Raw genomic sequence first — 19,683 nt, 5'->3', positions numbered from 1 at the left:
TCTGATTTGGAGGTAAGACAATGAATAGCAAAGTACAATTTAGGATTTTCACCATTGTTGATTTGGACAAGGGAGAAGAGTATTTGCGTGAGATGCACTTGAAAGGCTGGAGATATAGAACGAGTCGTTTTGGTTTTTTCTATTTTAGCCAATGCCAACCTGACGATGTCATCTACCGTATCTATGATTCTAGATTTCTTAAAAAGTATAAGCATGAACTGCAAGATTTTAGAAATAGCGGTTGGGAATTGATAGAAACAGGTTTTTGTTCAATTCTTCGTAAACCAACTTCTGATATACTTTCAGAGGAGAAAGTCTATATGAGTAAGGGTCTCAGATGGGAAGTTATGCGGTCTAGACTTCGTTCCTGTATAGCCACTTTTTCAGGTGGTCTTGTTGTTTGCATGAGTTTGTATCGAGAAAACTTGTCTCAGTCTTTCTTTATTATTTTCGTTTTATACACTTGTTTAATTTCTTATCTAATCTACGGCTTTTTTAGACTTAAAAGGAAATACCAAGTAGATGAGAAGTAAGTTTCTAGGTCTTCAGACTGATTTTTAGCACTCTTGGTAAAAGAGTGCTAATTTTTTGAGTTTTTGTCTTGACATTCTCTTCTAAGGGTGTATAATAGAATCATGAGTTAGCACTTGAGTACATAGAGTGCTAATCGATCGGACAGAGAGGAGTGATGAGATGGTTACAGAGCGTCAGCAGGATATTTTAAATCTGATTATTGACATCTTTACCAAAACGCACGAACCTGTCGGATCCAAAGCCTTGCAAGAGTCTATTAACTCTAGCAGTGCAACCATTCGTAATGACATGGCGGCTCTAGAGAAGCAGGGTTTGCTTGAGAAGGCTCATACTTCAAGCGGTCGGATGCCAAGTGTTGCTGGTTTTCAGTACTATGTGAAACATTCACTGGATTTTGACAGACTAGCTGAAAATGAGGTTTATGAGATTGTCAAAGCCTTTGATCAGGAATTCTTCAAGCTAGAGGATATTCTGCAAGAGGCCGCTAATCTACTGACAGACCTGAGTGATTGCACGGTAGTAGCACTGGATGTTGAGCCGAGCAGGCAACGGTTGACAGCCTTTGATATCGTTGTTTTGGGACAACATACAGCCTTGGCAGTATTTACCCTAGACGAGTCCCGAACGGTTACCAGTCAATTTCTGATTCCAAGAAACTTCTTGCAGGAAGATTTGCTGAAACTGAAGAGCATCATTCAAGAACGTTTCTTGGGGCACACTGTTCTAGATATTCACTACAAGATTCGGACAGAGATTCCGCAGATTATCCAGCGTTACTTCACAACTACGGACAATGTCATGGATCTCTTTGAACATATCTTTAGGGAAATGTTTAACGAAAACATTGTAGTGGCGGGCAAGGTCAATCTCTTGAATTTTGCCAATCTAGCGGCCTATCAGTTCTTTGACCAACCGCAAAAGGTGGCCTTGGAGATTCGTGAGGGTCTGCAGGAAGATCAGATGCAAAATGTCCGTGTTGCGGACAGTCAAGAGTCTTGTCTATCTGACTTGGCGGTGATTAGTAGCAAGTTCCTCATTCCATATCGAGGTTTTGGAATTCTAGCGATTATCGGTCCGATCAATCTGGATTATCAGCAATTGGTCAACCAAGTCAATGTGGTCAATCGTGTTTTGACCATGAAGTTGACAGATTTTTATCGCTACCTCAGCAGTAATCATTACGAAGTAAATTAATTTTGAAATCATTAAAGGAGGCGAAAATGGCCCAAGATAAAAAAAACGAAGAAATGAAAGAAGAGGAAGTTGTGGAAACAACTGAAGAAACAACTCCTGAGAAGTCTGAGTTGGACTTGGCAAATGAACGTGCAGATGAGTTCGAAAACAAATACCTTCGCGCTCATGCAGAAATGCAAAATATTCAACGCCGTGCCAATGAAGAACGTCAAAATTTGCAACGCTATCGTAGCCAAGACCTGGCAAAAGCAATCTTACCATCGCTTGACAACTTAGAACGTGCACTAGCAGTTGAAGGTTTGACAGACGACGTCAAAAAAGGATTGGAGATGGTGCAAGAGAGCTTGATTCACGCTTTGAAAGAAGAAGGAATCGAAGAAATTGTAGCTGACGGCGAATTTGACCATAACTATCATATGGCCATCCAAACTCTCCCAGCAGACGATGAGCACCCAGCAGATACCATCGCACAAGTCTTCCAAAAAGGCTACAAACTCCATGACCGCATCCTACGCCCAGCAATGGTAGTTGTCTACAACTAGGCAATTCTGACGGTTGCAACATACATAATAGAAAACTTGTCCGAAACGACAATAAACTATGAAAGAAAGATAAGAAATTGTTCAGCTTTGCAATAGTGAGCGAAGCGAACAAAAGACGATACTCTTCGCCGTGGCGCTATTTGCGCAAACTTTGAGACCTTAGGCTCAAAGTTTGGTCAAAGAGATTGACGAGTCAAGCTCTGACGGCGCCGCCACCTAAGAAGAGTACCAAAAAGAAAGAATATAAAATTTAAGGAGAAAAACACATGTCTAAAATTATCGGTATTGACTTAGGTACAACAAATTCAGCAGTTGCAGTTCTTGAAGGAACTGAAAGCAAAATCATCGCAAACCCAGAAGGAAACCGTACAACGCCATCTGTAGTATCATTCAAAAACGGTGAAATTATCGTTGGTGATGCTGCGAAACGTCAAGCAGTCACAAACCCAGATACAGTTATCTCTATCAAATCTAAGATGGGAACTTCTGAAAAAGTTTCTGCAAATGGTAAAGAGTACACTCCACAAGAAATCTCAGCTATGATCCTTCAATACTTGAAAGGTTATGCGGAAGATTACCTTGGTGAAAAAGTAACTAAAGCAGTTATCACAGTTCCAGCTTACTTTAACGATGCTCAACGTCAAGCAACAAAAGATGCTGGTAAAATCGCTGGTCTTGAAGTAGAACGTATCGTTAACGAACCAACTGCAGCAGCTCTTGCTTACGGTTTGGACAAGACTGACAAAGAAGAAAAAATCTTGGTATTCGACCTTGGTGGAGGTACATTTGACGTCTCTATCCTTGAACTCGGTGACGGTGTCTTCGACGTATTGGCGACTGCAGGGGATAACAAACTCGGTGGTGACGACTTTGACCAAAAAATCATCGATCACATGATTGCAGAATTCAAGAAAGAAAATGGTATTGACTTATCAACAGACAAGATGGCTCTTCAACGTTTGAAAGATGCGGCTGAAAAAGCTAAGAAAGACCTTTCAGGTGTAACTTCAACTCAAATCAGCTTGCCATTTATCACTGCTGGTGAATCTGGACCTCTTCACTTGGAAATGACTTTGACTCGTGCCAAATTTGACGATTTGACTCGTGACCTTGTAGAGCGTACAAAAGTTCCAGTTCGTCAAGCCCTTTCAGATGCAGGTTTGAGCTTGTCAGATATTGACGAAGTTATCCTAGTTGGTGGTTCAACTCGTATCCCAGCCGTTGTAGAAGCTGTTAAGGCTGAAACTGGTAAAGAACCAAACAAATCAGTAAACCCTGATGAAGTAGTTGCCATGGGTGCTGCTATCCAAGGTGGTGTCATCACTGGTGATGTTAAAGACGTTGTCCTTCTTGATGTAACACCATTGTCACTTGGTATCGAAACAATGGGTGGTGTCTTCACAAAACTCATCGACCGTAACACAACAATTCCAACATCTAAATCACAAGTCTTCTCAACTGCAGCAGACAACCAACCAGCCGTTGATATCCACGTTCTTCAAGGTGAACGCCCAATGGCCGCAGATAACAAGACTCTTGGACGTTTCCAATTGACAGACATCCCAGCTGCTCCTCGTGGTATCCCACAAATCGAAGTAACATTTGACATCGACAAGAACGGTATCGTATCTGTTAAGGCTAAAGATCTTGGAACTCAAAAAGAACAAACTATTGTTATCCAATCTAACTCTGGTTTGACTGATGAAGAAATCGACCGCATGATGAAAGATGCAGAAGCAAACGCTGAAGCAGATAAGAAACGTAAAGAAGAAGTTGACCTTCGTAACGAAGTAGACCAAGCTATCTTTGCGACTGAAAAGACAATCAAGGAAACTGAAGGAAAAGGCTTCGATGCAGAACGTGACGCTGCCCAAGCTGCCCTTGATGAGCTTAAGAAAGCCCAAGAAGATAACAACTTGGACGAAATGAAAGCAAAACTCGAAGCATTGAACGAAAAAGCTCAAGGACTTGCTGTTAAACTTTACGAACAAGCCGCTGCAGCCCAACAAGCTCAAGCAGGAGCAGAAGGCGCACAAGCAACAGGAAACGCAGGCGATGATGTTGTAGACGGAGAGTTTACTGAAAAGTAAGATGCAAAGCCCGTTAAAACCTCACAGTGAAAATAGGAAATATGACGCAGAAACTTTAGTTTCTAGGAAGACTTGCACCTAAAGGTAGCCATATCTGTAGTTCGCTAAAGCGAAAACAGCTACGTCTCTTTTTCACCAAGAGGTTAGGGCGTGCTCGATTCGGTAAGATGTTGAGGCGTTAAGAAAACGAAAGAAAAATAGGAAGCCATCGCCTTGTGCGATGCACAAAAGATGGCTTATCTTTTTTCCGAAGTTTTTAGCCAAAACTCAGTTGAGCCATTACTAGTTTGATTTTTAAAACTCGAACTAGTAAGTATAAGAAGAAATCCAGAGGTTGCAACCCAGCCTCTGTTTTTCGGTAAAAAGGGGTTGAACCTAATTTATTTGAGTTTTTCTCATTGATATAAAAGAAAGGAATTGAACCCGACCTAGATTGAGGCTTCGTTCCGTAAGACTAATAGAAAGGAATAAGGGTGTTCGTAATTGAACTCGAGCGGAAAGCTTGGAAATTAGATAAACCTCCTAAGAAATCAGGATTTCTTATCGGTTTCCTAAATTTCAGTCGCTTTCTGTTCGCTCTTAGTATCTTGTATGAACAATACTGAATTTTATGATCGTCTGGGGGTGTCAAAAAACGCTTCGGCAGACGAGATCAAAAAGGCTTATCGTAAGCTTTCCAAAAAATACCACCCAGATATCAACAAGGAGCCTGGTGCTGAGGAAAAATACAAGGAAGTTCAAGAAGCCTATGAGACTTTGAGTGACGACCAAAAACGTGCAGCCTACGACCAATATGGTGCTGCAGGTGCCAACGGTGGCTTTGGTGGTGCCGGTGGTTTTGGTGGCTTTGACGGAGCAGGTGGCTTCGGTGGTTTTGAGGATATTTTCTCAAGTTTCTTCGGTGGAGGCGGAGCTTCGCGCAATCCAAACGCTCCTCGTCAAGGGGATGACCTCCAGTACCGTGTGAACTTGACCTTTGAAGAAGCTATCTTCGGAACAGAAAAGGAAGTTAAATACAATCGTGAAGCTAGCTGTCGTACATGTAATGGATCTGGTGCTAAGCCAGGGACAAGTCCAGTCACTTGTGGACGCTGTCATGGCGCTGGTGTTATTAACGTCGATACGCAGACTCCGCTTGGTATGATGCGCCGCCAAGTAACCTGTGATGTCTGTCATGGTCGCGGAAAAGAAATCAAAGATCCATGTACAACTTGTCACGGAACAGGTCATGAAAAACAAGCTCATAGCGTACATGTGAAGATCCCTGCGGGTGTGGAAACAGGCCAACAAATCCGCCTAGCGGGTCAAGGTGAAGCAGGATTTAACGGTGGACCTTATGGTGACTTGTATGTGGTGGTTTCAGTAGAAGCTAGTGATAAGTTTGAACGTGAAGGAACCACTATCTTCTACAATCTGAACCTCAACTTTGTCCAAGCAGCTCTTGGTGATACTGTGGAAATTCCAACCGTGCATGGAGATGTTGAATTGGTCATCCCAGAAGGAACTCAGACTGGCAAGAAATTCCGTCTACGTGGTAAGGGAGCACCGAGCCTTCGTGGTGGTGCTGTTGGTGACCAATACGTAACCGTTAATGTCGTGACTCCGACAGGCTTGAATGATCGCCAAAAAGCAGCGCTTAAAGAATTCGCAGCTGCAGGTGACTTGAAAGTCAATCCAAAGAAAAAGGGCTTCTTTGACCATATAAAAGATGCCTTCGAAGGAGAATAAAGTAAAAAGAGCCTCAAGGCTCTTTTTTGTATAATTTTGGGAAATTTAGTATCGAAAAATCATTTTCCAGTTAGTCTACTATCTATACTTTTGAGTGAGCAAGCCAGCCTCATCCATCTCTTGAATGAGTTGCTTAAGTTCCGCTTCTTTACCAGGTTTCACGGTGACAGTATCGATATGTTTGATCGCCGAATTATCCTGAATATCCACTAAGGTCAAAGCTTTTTCATAGAATGCAATTCCCTTTTTAAGACTTGCCTGATCCTTCCAATTTAGAATTGTGTAAGAAGAATTTGATTTCTTTCCTTTTTCTTGGAAATATTTCTCGCCCTCCTCCTCTAAAAATTGTATTAAACCACGATTGAATAAGTTGTCCCCTACTTTATAGTAGGAAATATCTCCTGTCTGGAGGACATAGACTTTAAGTCGGTTTTTGGTGAGTTTTGGACTTTCTTTTAGGACGGGGTGACTATTGATGACCTCGTCTGAGAAAGTAACATAAAAATCTAGGCCTCCACCCTCGTATTGATAGTGTCCATCCGATTCGACTTTCTCGGGAGGGAGGTCAAGGGAGATAAAGATTTGTTTTAAGGCTTCATTCCCCTCACGGATGTCACTCGGTGAAGCCTTGAAAAGATTGGCCACTAGTAGAAATGCCAAGGCTACAAGAAGGCAGAGGCAGCCGCAAGGGATCGCGATGACCTTCGCTAGAACTTTTACAAACTGTTTCATTTTCATTCCTCTTCTTTGTTTGGACTTGACAACCTAAAATGGATTTAAGGAAAGTTGTTGGCTCTTTTTACTTATCCTCAAGCTCCTGTGTTTCTTTTATCACAGCTAGTCTGGTTTGGAAATCTTGTTCTAAAACTTTGAACTTGTAGGTCAAGTCTTTTTGGTATTCCTTGATAAGAGCTTTTTGTTGGTCGATGATTTGCAGGCTGTTTTGAATGACATCCAAGTCCTCCTTCATAGCTTCGACACGGTCGCTAGTATCCATCAACTCCTCTGTGATGACTTGGCGATTTTTTACGACAAAATAACTTCCAGCTGCAGTACCTGCAAATAGCAATAGATTGGATAGTTTCATGGCAACTCCTTAGGCATTTCTAATGGTTTCAGCGACTTGGGCAAGTTTGTCAAAGTCTGGTTCGTGGGCAATAAAGTCAATCTTGAGGTCGTCTTCTGCACTGTAGCGAGGTACGAGGTGCACGTGAGTATGAAAGACCGTTTGACCAGCAATTTCCTCGCAGTTGGCAATGATATTCATGCCGACAGCTTTGGTAGCCTTCATGACTTTTTGAGCCACTGTTGGCACTTGTGCAAAGAGTTGGCTGGCGCTGGTAGCATCCATTTCCAAAAGATTGCGGTAGTGCTCTTTGGGTACAATGAGGGTGTGTCCAGGCGTCACTTGAGAGATATCAAGAAAGGCAAGAATCTGCTCATCTTCATATACTTTTGAAGCAGGAATCTCCCCTGCGATGATCTTACAAAAAATGCAATCTGACATAAAATCCACCTCTACTGTATTGAATTTTGATATAATATAGCTACATTATACCAGATTCGGAGAAAATATGTTAGAAATTAAAAACCTGACAGGTGGCTATGTTCACGTCCCTGTCTTGAAAGATGTGTCCTTTACAGTTGAAAGTGGGCAGTTGGTCGGTTTGATTGGTCTCAACGGTGCTGGGAAATCAACGACAATCAATGAGATTATTGGTCTGTTGACACCTTACAGTGGAGAAATCAAGATTAACGGTCTTACCCTGCGAGAAGATGCGACTAACTACCGCAAGCAGATCGGCTACATTCCTGAAACTCCTAGCTTGTACGAGGAATTGACTCTTAGAGAGCATATCGAGACGGTTGCCATGGCCTATGGTATTGAGCAAAAAGTGGCTTTTGAGCGAGTAGAATCTTTGTTAAAAATGTTCCGTCTGGACCAAAAATTGGACTGGTTCCCAGTGCATTTTTCCAAAGGGATGAAGCAGAAGGTCATGATTATCTGTGCATTTGTGGTAGATCCGAGTCTTTTCATCGTTGATGAGCCTTTTCTTGGGCTCGATCCGCTGGCGATTGCCGACTTGATTCAGCTTTTGGAAGTAGAAAAGCAAAAAGGCAAGTCCATTCTCATGAGTACCCACGTGCTGGATTCAGCGGAGAAGATGTGTGATGCCTTTGTCATCCTCCACAAGGGGGAGGTGCGAGCTCAGGGGAACCTCCAGCAACTCCGCGAAGCCTTTGACATGCCTGAAGCGAGTTTGAATGATATTTACTTGGCTCTGACCAAAGAGGAGGAGCTATGAAAGACTTGTTTTTAAAGCGAAAGCAGGCTTTTCGTAAGGAGTGTGTCGGTTATCTGCGCTATGTTCTCAATGACCACTTTGTCTTGTTCCTGCTAGTTCTTATCGGTTTTCTAGCTTACCAGTACAGCCAACTCCTGCAACATTTTCCTGAAAATCATTGGCCTATCCTCTTGTTTTTAGGGATTGTATCTGCCTTGCTTTTAGCTTGGGGAGGAATCGCAACCTACATGGAAGGGCCTGACAAGCTCTTTCTCTTAGTCAGTGAAGAGGAGGTTAAGTCCCACCTCAAAGGGCAGACAGTGCGCTCACTGGTCTTTTGGCTCTTTGTCCAAACCCTTTTCTTGCTTTTATTTGCGCCCTTATTTTTAGCCATGGGCTATGGCTTGCCTATCTTTCTTTCCTATGTGCTTTTATTAGGAGCTGGGAAATATCTCCTCTTTCGTCAAAAAGCCAGTAAATTTTTTACTGAGAACGGAATTGACTGGGACTATGTGATCGCCCAAGAAAGCAAGCGCAAGCAAGTTTTGCTTCGTTTCTTTGCTCTCTTTACTCAGGTCAAGGGCGTTTCAAATAGTGTCAAACGTCGCGCTTATCTGGATTTTATCCTAAAGACTGTTCAGAAGGTACCTGGGAAAATTTGGCAAAATCTCTATCTTCGTTCTTACTTGCGAAATGGAGACCTCTTTGCCCTCAGTCTCCGCCTCCTCTTCCTATCCTTGTTAGCTCTAGTCTTTATCGAGCAAGCTTGGATTGCGACAGCAGTGGTGGTTCTATTTAATTACCTCTTGCTCTTTCAGTTACTCGCCCTCTATCATGCCTTTGATTACCAATACTTGACCCAGCTCTTTCCATTAGAAAAAGGGGAGAAAGAGAAGGGACTACAGGAAGTTATCCGAGGATTGACAGGTTTTGTTTTATTGGTTCAGCTGATAGTTGGTTTGATTACCCTCCAAGAAAAACTATCTCTTTTAGCCCTGCTTGGAGCTGGACTGGTCTTACAAATCTTGTATCTACCTTATCAGGTGAAACGCCAGATGCAAGACTAACATTGCTTAAACAATACAAAAAGAAGTTGAGTTCAGTCTGTCTCAGCTTCTTTTATTTTCTACAAGATAATAGTTGGTCCGTAGAGACTTAGCTTGGTTTTGACTTGGTCAAAGTGGAAACGGTCATAGGCCCGCCAAGCGGCGCGAGTAGGAGCATCTGGATTGAGAGCACTGAGACCCATGAGAAGACTGGAAGTTTGGTAAAATTTTTCCAGCTCAATCAAGAATCGATTATCCATTGTCTCAGCTTTAGAGAGAAAGCAGAGGATATTGTTCAGTTGCTCCTGAAAGCGAACGTCATCAGCTGTTGCCTGTTTGCATGCTTGATAGGCTTTGTTTAACTCAGTAATCAAAGTCTGAGCTCTTTTGATAGGTTCTGTATCTGTCATGAGAATTCCTCCTTTAATCTGGGTGCTAGTCTTGTTTCTAGCAACTGTTTTTTTGATACTGCCAGTCTATCACTTTTATCTCCTTTTTCAGCTTTAAATCTTTAATTGTCATTGAAATTTCCTGAGTGGTAATAGCGGGATTTTATGATAAAATAGTTATAAGGTTATCATAGTTATTTTGTAAAAGCTTCGACACTTTAGGAATTTTTAAGAACCGTTTAGGATTTGGCAAAAAATGGATTCTAGACTTATGGTATCCTCTCTTCAGGAGGTTTTATCCATGAACTATATCATCATCCAAAAAGAGAAAGAAATTTTCAAATTAAACATAGAGGATATCTACTATATCCAAACGCATCCAAGCAAAGCCCATACCGTGCAGATTGTTACAGAAAACGCTAGCTTTGATCTATTTCAAAATTTAAGCAATCTTGAGAAACAATATGGAGAAACCTTGACGAGATGTCATCGAAATTGTCTGGTTAACCTTGAACGGCTAAAATCCATGGATATCCAAAGAAAGACTCTTTTTCTTGGAGAAGAAGGTCGATATGCTGTTCAGTATGCCAGACGTCGCTATAGAGATATTCGCCAAAGATGGTTGAAACAAGGAGAGTAAGAAGATGAGAATATTTGTTTTAGAAGATGATTTCTCCCAACAAGCTAGGATTGAAACGACGATTGAGAAACTCTTGAAAGAACATCATATCATTCCCAGCTCTTTTGAAGTCTTTGGCAAGCCAGACCAACTTCTGGCAGAGATGCATGAGAAGGGAGCACATCAGCTATTCTTTTTGGACATTGAGATTCGAAATGAGGAGATGAAAGGCCTAGAAGTGGCAAGAAAGATTCGGGATCGAGATCCTTATGCCCTGATCGTCTTTGTGACGACTCACTCGGAGTTTATGCCCCTGTCCTTTCGCTACCAAGTGTCTGCTTTGGACTACATTGATAAGTCCTTGTCGGCAGAGGAGTTTGAGTCTCGTATCGAGACAGCTCTTCTCTATGCCGATAGTCAAGACAGCAAAAGCCTGGCGGAAGATTGCTTTTATTTTAAATCAAAATTTGCTCAATTCCAGTATCCTTTTAAAGAGGTTTACTATCTCGAAACGTCTCCTAGAGCCCATCGTGTTATTCTCTATACCAAGACGGATAGACTGGAATTTACGGCGAGCCTAGAGGAGGTTCTCAAGCAGGAGCCTCGTCTCTTGCAGTGTCATCGTTCTTTTCTCATCAATCCTGCAAATGTGGTGCATTTGGATAAGAAAGAAAAACTGCTTTTCTTTCCCAATGGTGGAAGTTGTCTAATCGCGCGTTATAAGGTCAGGGAAGTGTCTGAGGCTATTAATAACTTACACTGAGCTAGGAGAGTTTATGAATATTACTTGGATATTGTTGTATACACTTATTACTAATGGGCTAGAAATTATCATTTTCTTTAAGGTAGATGGAATTGGTCTCATTTTCGAGAGGATTTTTAAGGCTTTTCTTTTTAAGATACTTTTGGCAGTTGTTTTTGTAATGATTAGCTATATAGTAGGAAATGATTACCTATCTTATTTTGTGGACCCCTTGTACGGCATAGGTTTATCTTTCTTATTGTTAAGAGGGCTTCCTAAAAAACTCCTTTTCTTTTATGGTCTCTTTCCAATGATATTGGTGAATCTCTTTTATAGAGGAGTCTCCTATTTTGTGCTTCCATTTTTGGGACAAGGGCAAGTATATGATGGCTACTCATTTACTGGGTTATGTATAATAATTTTCAATTTCTTCATTTCTCTAGCTTTTTTGAAATGGTTGGGCTATGATTTCACTAAATTGAGAAAGGAGATTCTCGATAAAGATTTTCAAAAGTCCCTTACTAAGATTAATTGGGTAATGGGAGCTTACTATCTAGTGATACAAAATCTGTCTTACTTTGAATATGAACAAGGTATCCAATCAACGACTGTTCGTCATCTGATCCTAGTGTTTTACTTGCTCTTTTTTATGGGGGTTATCAAGAAATTAGATACCTATTTGAAGGACAAACTTCATGAGAGACTGAACCAAGAGCAGGACTTGCGATACAGAGATATGGAACGTTATAGTCGGCATATAGAGGAACTTTACAAGGAAGTTCGGAGCTTTCGTCATGATTATACCAACCTCTTGACCAGTTTACGTCTGGGGATTGAAGAGGAGGATATGGAGCAGATAAAAGAGGTCTACGACTCGGTCTTAAAGGATTCTAGTCAGAAATTGCAGGACAATAAATATGACCTGGGCCGATTGGTAAATATTCGAGACCGTGCCCTCAAAAGTCTCTTAGCAGGAAAATTTATAAAAGCCAGAGAAAGGGATATTGTCTTTAATGTCGAAGTTCCTGAGGAGATTCAAGTCGAGAGTATGGGTCTGCTTGATTTTTTAACCATCGTATCTATCCTTTGTGACAATGCCATTGAAGCCAGTGCAGAGGCCAGTCAACCTCATGTTTCAATCGCTTTTTTAAAAAATGGAGAACAGGAGACCTTTATCATCGAAAATTCTATCAAAGAAGAGGGCATAGATATTTCGGAAATCTTCTCCTTTGGAGCAAGTTCTAAAGGGGAGGAGAGAGGAGTTGGTCTCTATACTGTCATGAAAATTGTGGAAAGTCATCCCAATACCAGCCTCAATACCACCTGTCAAAATCAAGTTTTTCGTCAGATGCTTACTATGATACATACAGAATGATAAAAATAAGACCTAGAGAGCTTTTCTCTTGGTCTTGTTTTTTTATAGTAGTATTGGCTGATGAAGTCCTTTCGTATTGTTATACTTAATTATATTAAGGCTATACAAGAAATCTTCCCACCATCCTCCACCTGTAATTTGATTGAGTTCAGTAGTTGTTAATTCTTGAAATGAAGTTAGGTTTTGTTTCTTATCCATGTTATGATTCTCCTGTTTTATAAGATAATAAATAGTTATAGAGTGTTATCTGAAAATTAATTAGAATGTGTTAAAATTTTATCTTTGAAATAATCAAAATATGTTTTCTTTGCAGTTACACTAGTGACGCGACCTTGTAGACCATATTGGATGAGTTTACTGTCCTCACCAGATAGTTTTGCAAGAGCGGTTAATTTAAAGAGATTTCCTTGCTCTGTTCTGGTGGGAGTTTGATCAATGCTCTGAAGTTGGCCGATGATGGTAATACCGTGATTTCCAATCTTCTCAAGTTTTAATCTTACAGTTTGTCCTTTATCTAGTAAGGGGAGATAGTCAGATGATACGTAGTAAGTGATTAGTACTTCTCTTGTATCTGTTATAATAGGGAATATTTGAGCAATTTCTGTACCAGTTGGAATTCTATTTTTACCTTCAAATTCGCTGTTCAGATGAACGATACCTTTACTTGGAGCGGTTAAGGTATTGTTTTCCAAGCGCTGTGTCGCTTGATCTAGTTGTACTTTTAATTCTGTTAGTTGATTTTCCACAGCTAGTTGTTGCTGAGAAGTTGTTTGTAAAAACTGAGTACGAAGTACTTCAATTTTGCTTTCTAAACTATTATCATAAGTTGCTACACTTCCGATACCAGCTTGCTGAATTTTGAGACTTGCGATAGATGATTCGAGGCCTGTAACACTTTGATTGATTTGAGATAAAAATTGCTCTTCTATAGCTCCTTGTGTTTGTCCTTGTGATGCTACCAGATAACTATTCAAGGTTGACTGGTGTGGATTGCCAGTCGGTAAGCGTGCTCTTTTGTTTATGATAGCATCTCTCAGCTCTTGATATTCTCCAATTTGTTGTTGAATTTTTGTAATTTCTTGTTCGATAGCTGATGAACTGCTATTAGCAAGATTGGCTTGATTTGAAACTTCAGTGTTAGTCTTTGAGATACCCAGCTCAATATCATGAGCTTGTTTAGTAAAATTCATAAAGGTATTATAGTAGCCAAACTCATCCTCACCAGAAAAAAGATCGGTATTTTTTTCTAAGCTTTGTTTCAAAATTCCAAGTCCTTCTTTTTGCTTCTCAAGTCTTTGTAACTGAGTTTCTAAGGCAGTTTTCTGACTTTCTTCCATTGTTTCAGAGTATTTGATGAGTAAGTCACCTTTTTCAACTACTTGATTTGCCACTAAATGATTAGCTAAGATAGGATTATCACTGGTTGACTGAATAGATGCAATGACACTTGTAGGAGTGACTTCTCCTTGCGATGTAACAGTAATCTCTTTTGTAGCAACAAGGGAGAAAATCACGATGAAAGTAAACAGTAATGAAAGTGGTATGATCAATACTGTCGCATAATTATGGTAACGTCTCTGATAAAACTCGACGCTTCTAAAAAGATTAGGATTCATAACATTCTCCTTATTTGTTGAATAGATGATGGTAGAAGCCCTGCGCCTTCATTAACTCTTGATGACTACCAACTTCAATGATTTTCCCTTGGTCAAGAACAATGACACGGTTAGTCCGTTCGGCTATACTTAGACGATGGGCTACAAAGAGAATGGTTTTATCAGTTAGGGACATAAGATTATCTATAACCTTTTTCTCAGTCAAAACATCGAGAGCACTAGTAGCTTCATCTAGTATTAAAACAGGAGATTTAGTTAAAAGAGCACGAGCGAGGGCTATTCGTTGCTTCTGTCCTCCTGACAGACCTGCTCCATCAGAAAGTTGAGTTTGATAGCCCATAGGCATTCTTTCAATATCTTGACGGATTTCAGCTAATTCGCAAGCTTTTAGAATATCTTCTTGGCTAATCATACTATTACCGCCCAAGGTTAAGTTTTCCAAGATAGAGCCATTAAAGATATAGGCTTGTTGGGGCAGGTAATTAATATGACGTCGCAAGATTTTTTTATCAATATTTTTAATATCCTGATGATTGATGGTAATCTGTCCTTTGTAAGGGTCAAAGAAGTTGACAATCATTTTGGCTAAAGTTGTTTTACCAGAACCACTAACTCCAACTAGGCTAACCTTATCACCTTCTTTAATCGTTAGATTGATATCTGTTAAGGTATCTCGCCCAAAAGCATACTTATAAGAAAGGTCATCAAATTCAATATCGCCCATCAAAAAATTTGAATGAACAGGATTTTCTTGAACTTGAAATTCAGATTCGACTAAGTAGACCTCGTTCAAGCGGTTATTAGCAACCTTCGCAGATTGGAGTTTGGTTTGGAGGTTGATAATATTTTCCATAGGAGTTGTAAAGTAAGAAAGAAGTGTATTAAAGGTAATCAGCTGACCGATAGAAATCTTACTCGACATGACTAATTGAGCACCAAACCATAGGATAAAGATATTCAGAACTAATTTTGTTCCCTGCTTTAAACTCGTTTGTAAAATAGAATATTTACTGAGCTTAAAGGATTTTTCCAAATAATCGACGAATTCACTGTCAATATTTTGGTAGCGATTTTCTTCACTTGTGAGTGACTTGATGGTTTCGATCCCGTTGATATCTTCGATAATAGCAGAACTAACCATAGAATTGCTTTGCATGACATCATGGTTCATTTTTTCAAAAGGCTTCATAAAAGAAAAGATGATGAACATGTATATAGGAACGGAAATAAGAGAAAGAAGGAAGAGATTAGGGTTTTGTGCCAGTAAGACGCTCCCTACAAGGATCAGAATGGAAACATCAAGAAGAAGAGAGAGAATGGTAGAAGCTAAGGCATCTATAATAGAGTTGGCATCTGTGAAGCGTGAAATGATTTCTCCTGTACGACGTGTCGCAAAGAAAGACATAGGAAGTTCAAAGATATGGCGAATATAGGCCAAAATTACATCAATGCTTAATCTCTGACTCAGAACAGTTAGGAGATAATCTCTGGAGAAGCTCATGGCTTGTTGGAGGATATAGGTGATAATTAGACCAATTGAGATAATTCCTAAAGTTGATTTCATCTGATTTGGAATGTACTCATCCAAGATTCCTTGGAGATAATAAGAACCACCGACATTGATAATAGTGACTAATAAGCTTGAGAGAACAATGTAAGCAATGAGAGATTTTTGTTTGAAAATCAGAGGAAGGAAGCTCAGTAGACCATTCTTTTTATCTTTATGGGGTTGATAGCTGGGTTTGGGAGCTAGAAAAATAGCTACTCCAGTCCATTCAGAGAAAAAGCGTTCTTTTGACATTTTGGTGATTTTTACAGAAGGATCAGGATCACCAACAATCAGATAGTCTTTCTTTGTTTGATAGACAACATAGTAATGTTGGAGTTTCCCTTCTTTGTTAACGTGAACGATAAATGGATAGGGGACATCGCTCATGTCAAAGAGCGTTTTATCTGCTTGAACAGGCCTTGTTTCAAATCCCATTTCATCAGCGGCTTTTACAATGCCAAGAGCAGTCGTCCCTTCTTTATTGGTCTTTGCAAGTTCTCTCAAGTGAGCTAGAGAAAAATCTGAACCATAGAATTTAGCAATCGAGGCTAAGGCAGCAACACCGCAGTCTCTAGCATCTATTTGAGGAACAAATGTACGTTTATAAGAAGTCATTGGCAAATCCTTTTATATAAAATATGAATTTATTATACCATAATACTAAGTTCATATTTTATAAAATCTTGAATTGTCATTGAAACTTCCTGAATGGTAAAAAAGTGATTAGAAACTATCTTTCTTTAAAAATCTATAGGTGTGATTTGAAATAAAAAGCTAATTCAAGACGTTTCGATGACAATTCAAGATCTGGATGAAAATAAAAAAAAACAATGTTATACTAAACTTGTCAAAGTTGCAACGAGACAAAAATTAAAAATAAAAAAGGAGTATTTGTCATGAATACAAAAATGATGTCACAATTTGAGATTATGGATACTGATATGCTTGCGAGTAAAGTAGGAGGAAAAACAATATATTATGGTAATGGTTTATATTGTGATAACTCTAAAGGTTGCTGGGTAAACTGGCCTGAAGCTATAAATAAAATTCTTACTAATTCTATTGTTAATGGATTTTCAGGTGGGAATGCAGGTTGGAATTCGGGGGGACCTCTATAATGAGAGGTTTAAAGTGGTTTTCTGGAGGAGTTGAAAGACGCCGTGAAGCTATCATCATATTAGAAAAACTTATTCAAAATATAAAATGTGATTCTCAACTTCTCCCTTTGAAAAATATATTGATTTCTTACGAATATGAATTAAAGAAAGGAAGTATATCGATTCCTTATACCCTTAGTAGAATGAACATTGAAATTTCGAATGTATTAATTGAAAATGCACTACATTTGTCTGAAATTCAGTCTGATCAGATAAAAAAATTAAGAGAAATATCTAATATTAGATATGGATACTAGGGTGTAGTCCAAGTGATATGTTAATTATAGTTTATGTATTCCTAATATTTTTATTGTGATTCTGGATTTGAGTGAAAAAAATTAAAACAGTGCTATACTAAACTTGTCAAGGTTGCAACAGGATAAAAATTAAAAATAAAAAAGGAGTATTTGCCATGAATACAAAAATGATGTCGCAATTTGAGATTATAGATACTGATATGCTTGCTTGCGTTGAAGGTGGTTTCGGAGGTTGGGGAGATATGATTGCTGGTTTATTGGGTGGGCTAGCACCGTCTCCAACTTTGGACCAATTAAATGGTAAGTGACCTATTATACATTTTTCAAAACCATGTAGTCCTTATGGTATTGGGGGAACTCCAAACTCATGTAATGGTATTTAAAAAGGATTGAAGCTATGAAGGCAAAATATGGGAATCAAATTGTTGATGTTTGGGAAATTGGTCAAGCAACTCCTAAACCAAGTTGGGTAGAGGAAGCTTTTCAAAAAAATTATATGGTTTGGTTGGATAATCATGTGCGCATTCTAATGGCAGGTCTCAACACTTCTCTCGCAACGAATATCAAGTTTGGTCTAGTTGGAACAGTTGGAGGAGGATTCGCTGGTTATGGAATGTATGTTCTTGGTTATCCAGGTGATTATATAGATATCACCAATCATAGAGTTGTTTCTGCTAAAACATTTCACAAAAGTTATCAAATTTTAGAAAATGATTAGATGTCATTTAATTGTAATGGAGATAGTAATGAAAAAAATATTTGCAACAAAAAGCAATATATTCTTAGTGAGATTGTTGTTCGGACAGATACCCTTGCTTGTCTCTACTTATCTATTTTTATCCCGTCAGTTTTTAAATTTTTCCTTAGTTTTCCAATTTCTTTTAGTGGTTATTAACTTAGCTTCTATTTTGGCTACTGTTTATCTCACTAGGGAAATGAAGATAAGAGAGTTTGAAGATGATGATTTGGTTAGTCCTAGAACCAATCAACTCATGTTCATCGGCTTGACAGGCTTTATGTGTATTATTTGTTTGTATAGAGGTATCACAGCAGGAGAATCTTACCAACAACTAATCGCTCATATTGGCGCGGTTCTATGCTTGCTTATCATGCTTTTGCTTATTTGGGGTTTGAAGTATTATAAAAAGTAGAGGTTAATGAAGTATAAAAGGGTGAGTATTTTCGAAATACTCACCCTTTTATAATGAAGTTTTTGCAATTCAAGACGTTTCGATGACAATTCAAGATTTGGATGAAAAATTTTAAAAAACAATGATATACTAAACTTGTCAAGGTTGAAACAGGACAAAAATTAAAAATAAAAAAGGAGTATTTGTCATGAATACAAAAATGATGTCACAATTTAAGATTATGGATACTGATATGCTCGCTTGCGTTGAAGGTGGAGATACAGTAGGGGCTGGAGAAGTTGTTCAAGCATTGGGAGTTTGTACAATAGGAGGTGCAGCTCTGGGGAGTGTTATCCCAGTTGTGGGAACTCTTGCTGGAGGGATTTTAGGAGCACAGTTCTGTACAGCAGCTTGGGGAGCTTTGAGGGCAAGTTAAACTTTTAAAGATAGTAGTAAGGAGAAGATTTATATGAGATATAGATTATTTGTTGTTATTTTCTTGACTAGTATTTTGGATATTCTTTTAGGGACATTTTTGCAAATCTCTAATGTATCGATTGGGTGGATTGTTCTCTACAGTGGCTTGTTCGAAGTAGGAGTTTTCCTTCTTGCTAATAAAGGAGTAACGGTAAAAATCAAGGAAGTAGAAATTCGAAATCGCTTTAAATTTATTTTTGGAAAAACGTTATGGTTTCAAATCCTTTTGCTTATCTTTGTGATGGTCAAACTGTATCTTGGTTTGGATGCGAAGTTGATTTTATTTTACGGACATATTTTCATTATCTTTAATGCCTTAATCTATCTTTTATCTACTAGCCAAATTAATTTAATAAAGAAAGTGTGAAAAGAATGGAACAATCAGTCAATAATTTCTTCATTTTATCCGATGAAAAACTAACAACGATAACAGCTGGTGATAAACAACTTGCAGATGCATTTTTAAGTGGAGTAGGTGGTGCAGTTGAGGGGATTTCGCTTTGTATGCAGACAATCCCTTTTCCAACTCCTCAGATTTATTTGATTTGCGCAGCTGGTGGGGCAGCAGCTTCAGTTTTATGGCCACATTAGAGGATTGAGTTAGTATAGAGAGCTATTAATCTGGGTATTTCTTTGAGTTTATACTCTCTATACTGTATAGGAATATATCATGTATAAACACTTATTTTTTCCATATTCAAAAACCTTAGATTGGTTGACACCCTATATTCTAGTCTTGGCTTCCGACACCATTGCCTTCAATGTTTTTGTGCTAACCTTTGTGTCCGTTGTGATCTTCTATTTCTTGAATCCCATGATAGCTTTTATAGCTATATTCTTTGGTGCTGGCTATGTTGTCGGATTTTGGTTATTAAAATGGTTTGTTTTAGAGAGATTGGAGGTAAAGAATGGCTTGTAGGAAGGCTTACTTAGTGTTTAAGTGATTATACCTT

25 protein-coding genes and 1 pseudogene are annotated in these 19,683 nt (G+C 39.1%); 19 read left to right on the top strand and 7 right to left on the bottom strand.

Annotated features, from left to right (window positions below):
* Positions 1–20 precede the first annotated feature (20 nt).
* The 5 genes from KIH88_RS07835 to dnaJ all read left to right on the top strand — a co-directional run bounded on the left by KIH88_RS07835 (position 21) and on the right by dnaJ (position 6,088).
* Complete coding sequence (locus tag KIH88_RS07835) at positions 21–533, top strand: DUF2812 domain-containing protein (RefSeq protein WP_213988887.1); 513 nt, start codon at positions 21–23, stop codon at positions 531–533.
* A 160-nt stretch (positions 534–693) separates the two neighbouring features.
* Positions 694–1,728 carry a heat-inducible transcriptional repressor HrcA gene (gene hrcA / locus KIH88_RS07830; protein ID WP_213988886.1) on the top strand — a complete coding sequence of 345 codons (1,035 nt, stop codon included), beginning with the start codon at positions 694–696 and terminating at the stop codon, positions 1,726–1,728.
* Positions 1,729–1,754: 26 nt separating this feature from the next.
* The gene (gene grpE / locus KIH88_RS07825; RefSeq protein ID WP_070837582.1) at positions 1,755–2,270 is read left to right on the top strand and encodes a nucleotide exchange factor GrpE; all 516 of its coding nucleotides are present in this window, start codon (positions 1,755–1,757) and stop codon (positions 2,268–2,270) included.
* A 266-nt stretch (positions 2,271–2,536) separates the two neighbouring features.
* Positions 2,537–4,360, top strand: coding sequence for a molecular chaperone DnaK (gene dnaK, locus KIH88_RS07820; RefSeq protein WP_033605565.1), 1,824 nt, complete (start codon positions 2,537–2,539; stop codon positions 4,358–4,360).
* Between the two features lie 591 nt (positions 4,361–4,951).
* Positions 4,952–6,088, top strand: coding sequence for a molecular chaperone DnaJ (dnaJ, locus tag KIH88_RS07815; RefSeq protein WP_001066316.1), 1,137 nt, complete (start codon positions 4,952–4,954; stop codon positions 6,086–6,088).
* 78 nt (positions 6,089–6,166) lie between these two features.
* Here dnaJ and KIH88_RS07810 read toward each other — a convergent pair whose 3' ends face one another.
* From KIH88_RS07810 to KIH88_RS07800, 3 genes are all read right to left on the bottom strand, one after another.
* Complete coding sequence (locus KIH88_RS07810) at positions 6,167–6,820, bottom strand: hypothetical protein (protein WP_213988885.1); 654 nt, start codon at positions 6,818–6,820, stop codon at positions 6,167–6,169.
* A gap of 67 nt (positions 6,821–6,887) precedes the next feature.
* Positions 6,888–7,175 (bottom strand): hypothetical protein, encoded by a 288-nt coding sequence (locus KIH88_RS07805; RefSeq protein WP_213988884.1) that lies wholly within the window; start codon positions 7,173–7,175, stop codon positions 6,888–6,890.
* Positions 7,176–7,184: 9 nt separating this feature from the next.
* Positions 7,185–7,595 carry an HIT family protein gene (locus tag KIH88_RS07800; protein WP_213988883.1) on the bottom strand — a complete coding sequence of 137 codons (411 nt, stop codon included), beginning with the start codon at positions 7,593–7,595 and terminating at the stop codon, positions 7,185–7,187.
* 67 nt (positions 7,596–7,662) lie between these two features.
* Between KIH88_RS07800 and KIH88_RS07795 the strand changes: the two genes are divergently transcribed.
* Together KIH88_RS07795 and KIH88_RS07790 are read left to right on the top strand one after the other, a co-directional pair.
* The gene (locus tag KIH88_RS07795; protein ID WP_084874592.1) at positions 7,663–8,394 is read left to right on the top strand and encodes an ABC transporter ATP-binding protein; all 732 of its coding nucleotides are present in this window, start codon (positions 7,663–7,665) and stop codon (positions 8,392–8,394) included.
* Complete coding sequence (locus KIH88_RS07790) at positions 8,391–9,440, top strand: ABC transporter permease (RefSeq protein WP_213988882.1); 1,050 nt, start codon at positions 8,391–8,393, stop codon at positions 9,438–9,440. The genes KIH88_RS07795 and KIH88_RS07790 overlap by 4 nt, the downstream gene beginning before the upstream one ends.
* A gap of 59 nt (positions 9,441–9,499) precedes the next feature.
* Here the strand turns inward: KIH88_RS07790 and KIH88_RS07785 are convergent, their stop codons facing one another.
* On the bottom strand, positions 9,500–9,829 hold the full coding sequence (locus KIH88_RS07785; protein ID WP_213988881.1) for a helicase BlpT: 330 nt from the start codon (positions 9,827–9,829) through the stop codon (positions 9,500–9,502).
* A 280-nt stretch (positions 9,830–10,109) separates the two neighbouring features.
* On the opposite strand from KIH88_RS07785, the gene KIH88_RS07780 reads away from it, so the two are divergent.
* Genes KIH88_RS07780 through KIH88_RS07770 form a run of 3 tightly spaced genes read left to right on the top strand, consistent with a single transcriptional unit; the run spans position 10,110 to position 12,544 of the window.
* Positions 10,110–10,448, top strand: coding sequence for a LytTR family DNA-binding domain-containing protein (locus KIH88_RS07780; protein WP_001106571.1), 339 nt, complete (start codon positions 10,110–10,112; stop codon positions 10,446–10,448).
* 4 nt (positions 10,449–10,452) lie between these two features.
* Positions 10,453–11,190, top strand: coding sequence for a response regulator transcription factor (locus KIH88_RS07775; protein ID WP_070800389.1), 738 nt, complete (start codon positions 10,453–10,455; stop codon positions 11,188–11,190).
* Between the two features lie 13 nt (positions 11,191–11,203).
* On the top strand, positions 11,204–12,544 hold the full coding sequence (locus KIH88_RS07770) for a sensor histidine kinase (protein ID WP_213988880.1): 1,341 nt from the start codon (positions 11,204–11,206) through the stop codon (positions 12,542–12,544).
* 42 nt (positions 12,545–12,586) lie between these two features.
* On the opposite strand, the gene blpC is transcribed toward KIH88_RS07770, so the two are convergent.
* From blpC to blpA, 3 genes are read right to left on the bottom strand one after another with little or no spacing between them, the layout of a single operon-like run.
* Entirely contained in the window at positions 12,587–12,742 is a 156-nt protein-coding gene (gene blpC / locus KIH88_RS07765; RefSeq protein WP_125840946.1) for a quorum-sensing system pheromone BlpC, read from the bottom strand.
* A gap of 56 nt (positions 12,743–12,798) precedes the next feature.
* Positions 12,799–14,160, bottom strand: a complete 1,362-nt coding sequence (locus tag KIH88_RS07760) for a bacteriocin secretion accessory protein (RefSeq protein ID WP_213988879.1) — start codon at positions 14,158–14,160, stop codon at positions 12,799–12,801.
* Between the two features lie 10 nt (positions 14,161–14,170).
* Entirely contained in the window at positions 14,171–16,324 is a 2,154-nt protein-coding gene (gene blpA / locus KIH88_RS07755; protein WP_213988878.1) for a peptide cleavage/export ABC transporter BlpA, read from the bottom strand.
* A 281-nt stretch (positions 16,325–16,605) separates the two neighbouring features.
* On the opposite strand from blpA, the gene KIH88_RS07750 reads away from it, so the two are divergent.
* From KIH88_RS07750 to blpZ, 9 genes and pseudogenes are all read left to right on the top strand, one after another.
* Entirely contained in the window at positions 16,606–16,827 is a 222-nt protein-coding gene (locus KIH88_RS07750; protein ID WP_213988877.1) for a leucocin A/sakacin P family class II bacteriocin, read from the top strand.
* Entirely contained in the window at positions 16,827–17,123 is a 297-nt protein-coding gene (locus tag KIH88_RS07745) for a bacteriocin immunity protein (RefSeq protein ID WP_213988876.1), read from the top strand. Before KIH88_RS07750 ends, KIH88_RS07745 begins: the two co-directional genes overlap by 1 nt.
* A gap of 155 nt (positions 17,124–17,278) precedes the next feature.
* A pseudogene (locus tag KIH88_RS07740) lies at positions 17,279–17,506 on the top strand (Blp family class II bacteriocin).
* A gap of 14 nt (positions 17,507–17,520) precedes the next feature.
* Positions 17,521–17,841: a hypothetical protein gene (locus KIH88_RS07735; RefSeq protein ID WP_000645118.1), complete on the top strand. Its 321-nt coding sequence runs from the start codon at positions 17,521–17,523 to the stop codon at positions 17,839–17,841.
* Positions 17,842–17,869: 28 nt separating this feature from the next.
* On the top strand, positions 17,870–18,274 hold the full coding sequence (locus KIH88_RS07730; RefSeq protein WP_213988874.1) for an immunity protein: 405 nt from the start codon (positions 17,870–17,872) through the stop codon (positions 18,272–18,274).
* A gap of 187 nt (positions 18,275–18,461) precedes the next feature.
* Entirely contained in the window at positions 18,462–18,689 is a 228-nt protein-coding gene (locus KIH88_RS07725; RefSeq protein ID WP_213988873.1) for a Blp family class II bacteriocin, read from the top strand.
* Between the two features lie 33 nt (positions 18,690–18,722).
* On the top strand, positions 18,723–19,097 hold the full coding sequence (locus KIH88_RS07720; RefSeq protein ID WP_001270580.1) for a hypothetical protein: 375 nt from the start codon (positions 18,723–18,725) through the stop codon (positions 19,095–19,097).
* Positions 19,098–19,102: 5 nt separating this feature from the next.
* Positions 19,103–19,321 carry a hypothetical protein gene (locus tag KIH88_RS07715; protein WP_000438252.1) on the top strand — a complete coding sequence of 73 codons (219 nt, stop codon included), beginning with the start codon at positions 19,103–19,105 and terminating at the stop codon, positions 19,319–19,321.
* 79 nt (positions 19,322–19,400) lie between these two features.
* Positions 19,401–19,649 carry an immunity protein BlpZ gene (gene blpZ, locus KIH88_RS07710; protein ID WP_000276518.1) on the top strand — a complete coding sequence of 83 codons (249 nt, stop codon included), beginning with the start codon at positions 19,401–19,403 and terminating at the stop codon, positions 19,647–19,649.
* The last annotated feature ends 34 nt before the right edge of the window (positions 19,650–19,683 follow it).

The organism is Streptococcus oralis (assembly GCF_018448765.2).
In the GTDB taxonomy this organism is placed as follows: domain Bacteria; phylum Bacillota; class Bacilli; order Lactobacillales; family Streptococcaceae; genus Streptococcus; species Streptococcus oralis_BM.
This window is presented reverse-complemented; position numbering and strand designations above follow the sequence as displayed.

Coding starts and splice junctions, on each gene's coding strand:
- KIH88_RS07835 (WP_213988887.1), top strand. CDS start 21: ATGAATAGCAAAGTACAATTTAGGATTTTCACCATTGTTGATTTGGAC.
- hrcA (WP_213988886.1), top strand. CDS start 694: ATGGTTACAGAGCGTCAGCAGGATATTTTAAATCTGATTATTGACATC.
- grpE (WP_070837582.1), top strand. CDS start 1,755: ATGGCCCAAGATAAAAAAAACGAAGAAATGAAAGAAGAGGAAGTTGTG.
- dnaK (WP_033605565.1), top strand. CDS start 2,537: ATGTCTAAAATTATCGGTATTGACTTAGGTACAACAAATTCAGCAGTT.
- dnaJ (WP_001066316.1), top strand. CDS start 4,952: ATGAACAATACTGAATTTTATGATCGTCTGGGGGTGTCAAAAAACGCT.
- KIH88_RS07810 (WP_213988885.1), bottom strand. CDS start 6,820: ATGAAACAGTTTGTAAAAGTTCTAGCGAAGGTCATCGCGATCCCTTGC.
- KIH88_RS07805 (WP_213988884.1), bottom strand. CDS start 7,175: ATGAAACTATCCAATCTATTGCTATTTGCAGGTACTGCAGCTGGAAGT.
- KIH88_RS07800 (WP_213988883.1), bottom strand. CDS start 7,595: ATGTCAGATTGCATTTTTTGTAAGATCATCGCAGGGGAGATTCCTGCT.
- KIH88_RS07795 (WP_084874592.1), top strand. CDS start 7,663: ATGTTAGAAATTAAAAACCTGACAGGTGGCTATGTTCACGTCCCTGTC.
- KIH88_RS07790 (WP_213988882.1), top strand. CDS start 8,391: ATGAAAGACTTGTTTTTAAAGCGAAAGCAGGCTTTTCGTAAGGAGTGT.
- KIH88_RS07785 (WP_213988881.1), bottom strand. CDS start 9,829: ATGACAGATACAGAACCTATCAAAAGAGCTCAGACTTTGATTACTGAG.
- KIH88_RS07780 (WP_001106571.1), top strand. CDS start 10,110: ATGAACTATATCATCATCCAAAAAGAGAAAGAAATTTTCAAATTAAAC.
- KIH88_RS07775 (WP_070800389.1), top strand. CDS start 10,453: ATGAGAATATTTGTTTTAGAAGATGATTTCTCCCAACAAGCTAGGATT.
- KIH88_RS07770 (WP_213988880.1), top strand. CDS start 11,204: ATGAATATTACTTGGATATTGTTGTATACACTTATTACTAATGGGCTA.
- blpC (WP_125840946.1), bottom strand. CDS start 12,742: ATGGATAAGAAACAAAACCTAACTTCATTTCAAGAATTAACAACTACT.
- KIH88_RS07760 (WP_213988879.1), bottom strand. CDS start 14,160: ATGAATCCTAATCTTTTTAGAAGCGTCGAGTTTTATCAGAGACGTTAC.
- blpA (WP_213988878.1), bottom strand. CDS start 16,324: ATGACTTCTTATAAACGTACATTTGTTCCTCAAATAGATGCTAGAGAC.
- KIH88_RS07750 (WP_213988877.1), top strand. CDS start 16,606: ATGAATACAAAAATGATGTCACAATTTGAGATTATGGATACTGATATG.
- KIH88_RS07745 (WP_213988876.1), top strand. CDS start 16,827: ATGAGAGGTTTAAAGTGGTTTTCTGGAGGAGTTGAAAGACGCCGTGAA.
- KIH88_RS07735 (WP_000645118.1), top strand. CDS start 17,521: ATGAAGGCAAAATATGGGAATCAAATTGTTGATGTTTGGGAAATTGGT.
- KIH88_RS07730 (WP_213988874.1), top strand. CDS start 17,870: ATGAAAAAAATATTTGCAACAAAAAGCAATATATTCTTAGTGAGATTG.
- KIH88_RS07725 (WP_213988873.1), top strand. CDS start 18,462: ATGAATACAAAAATGATGTCACAATTTAAGATTATGGATACTGATATG.
- KIH88_RS07720 (WP_001270580.1), top strand. CDS start 18,723: ATGAGATATAGATTATTTGTTGTTATTTTCTTGACTAGTATTTTGGAT.
- KIH88_RS07715 (WP_000438252.1), top strand. CDS start 19,103: ATGGAACAATCAGTCAATAATTTCTTCATTTTATCCGATGAAAAACTA.
- blpZ (WP_000276518.1), top strand. CDS start 19,401: ATGTATAAACACTTATTTTTTCCATATTCAAAAACCTTAGATTGGTTG.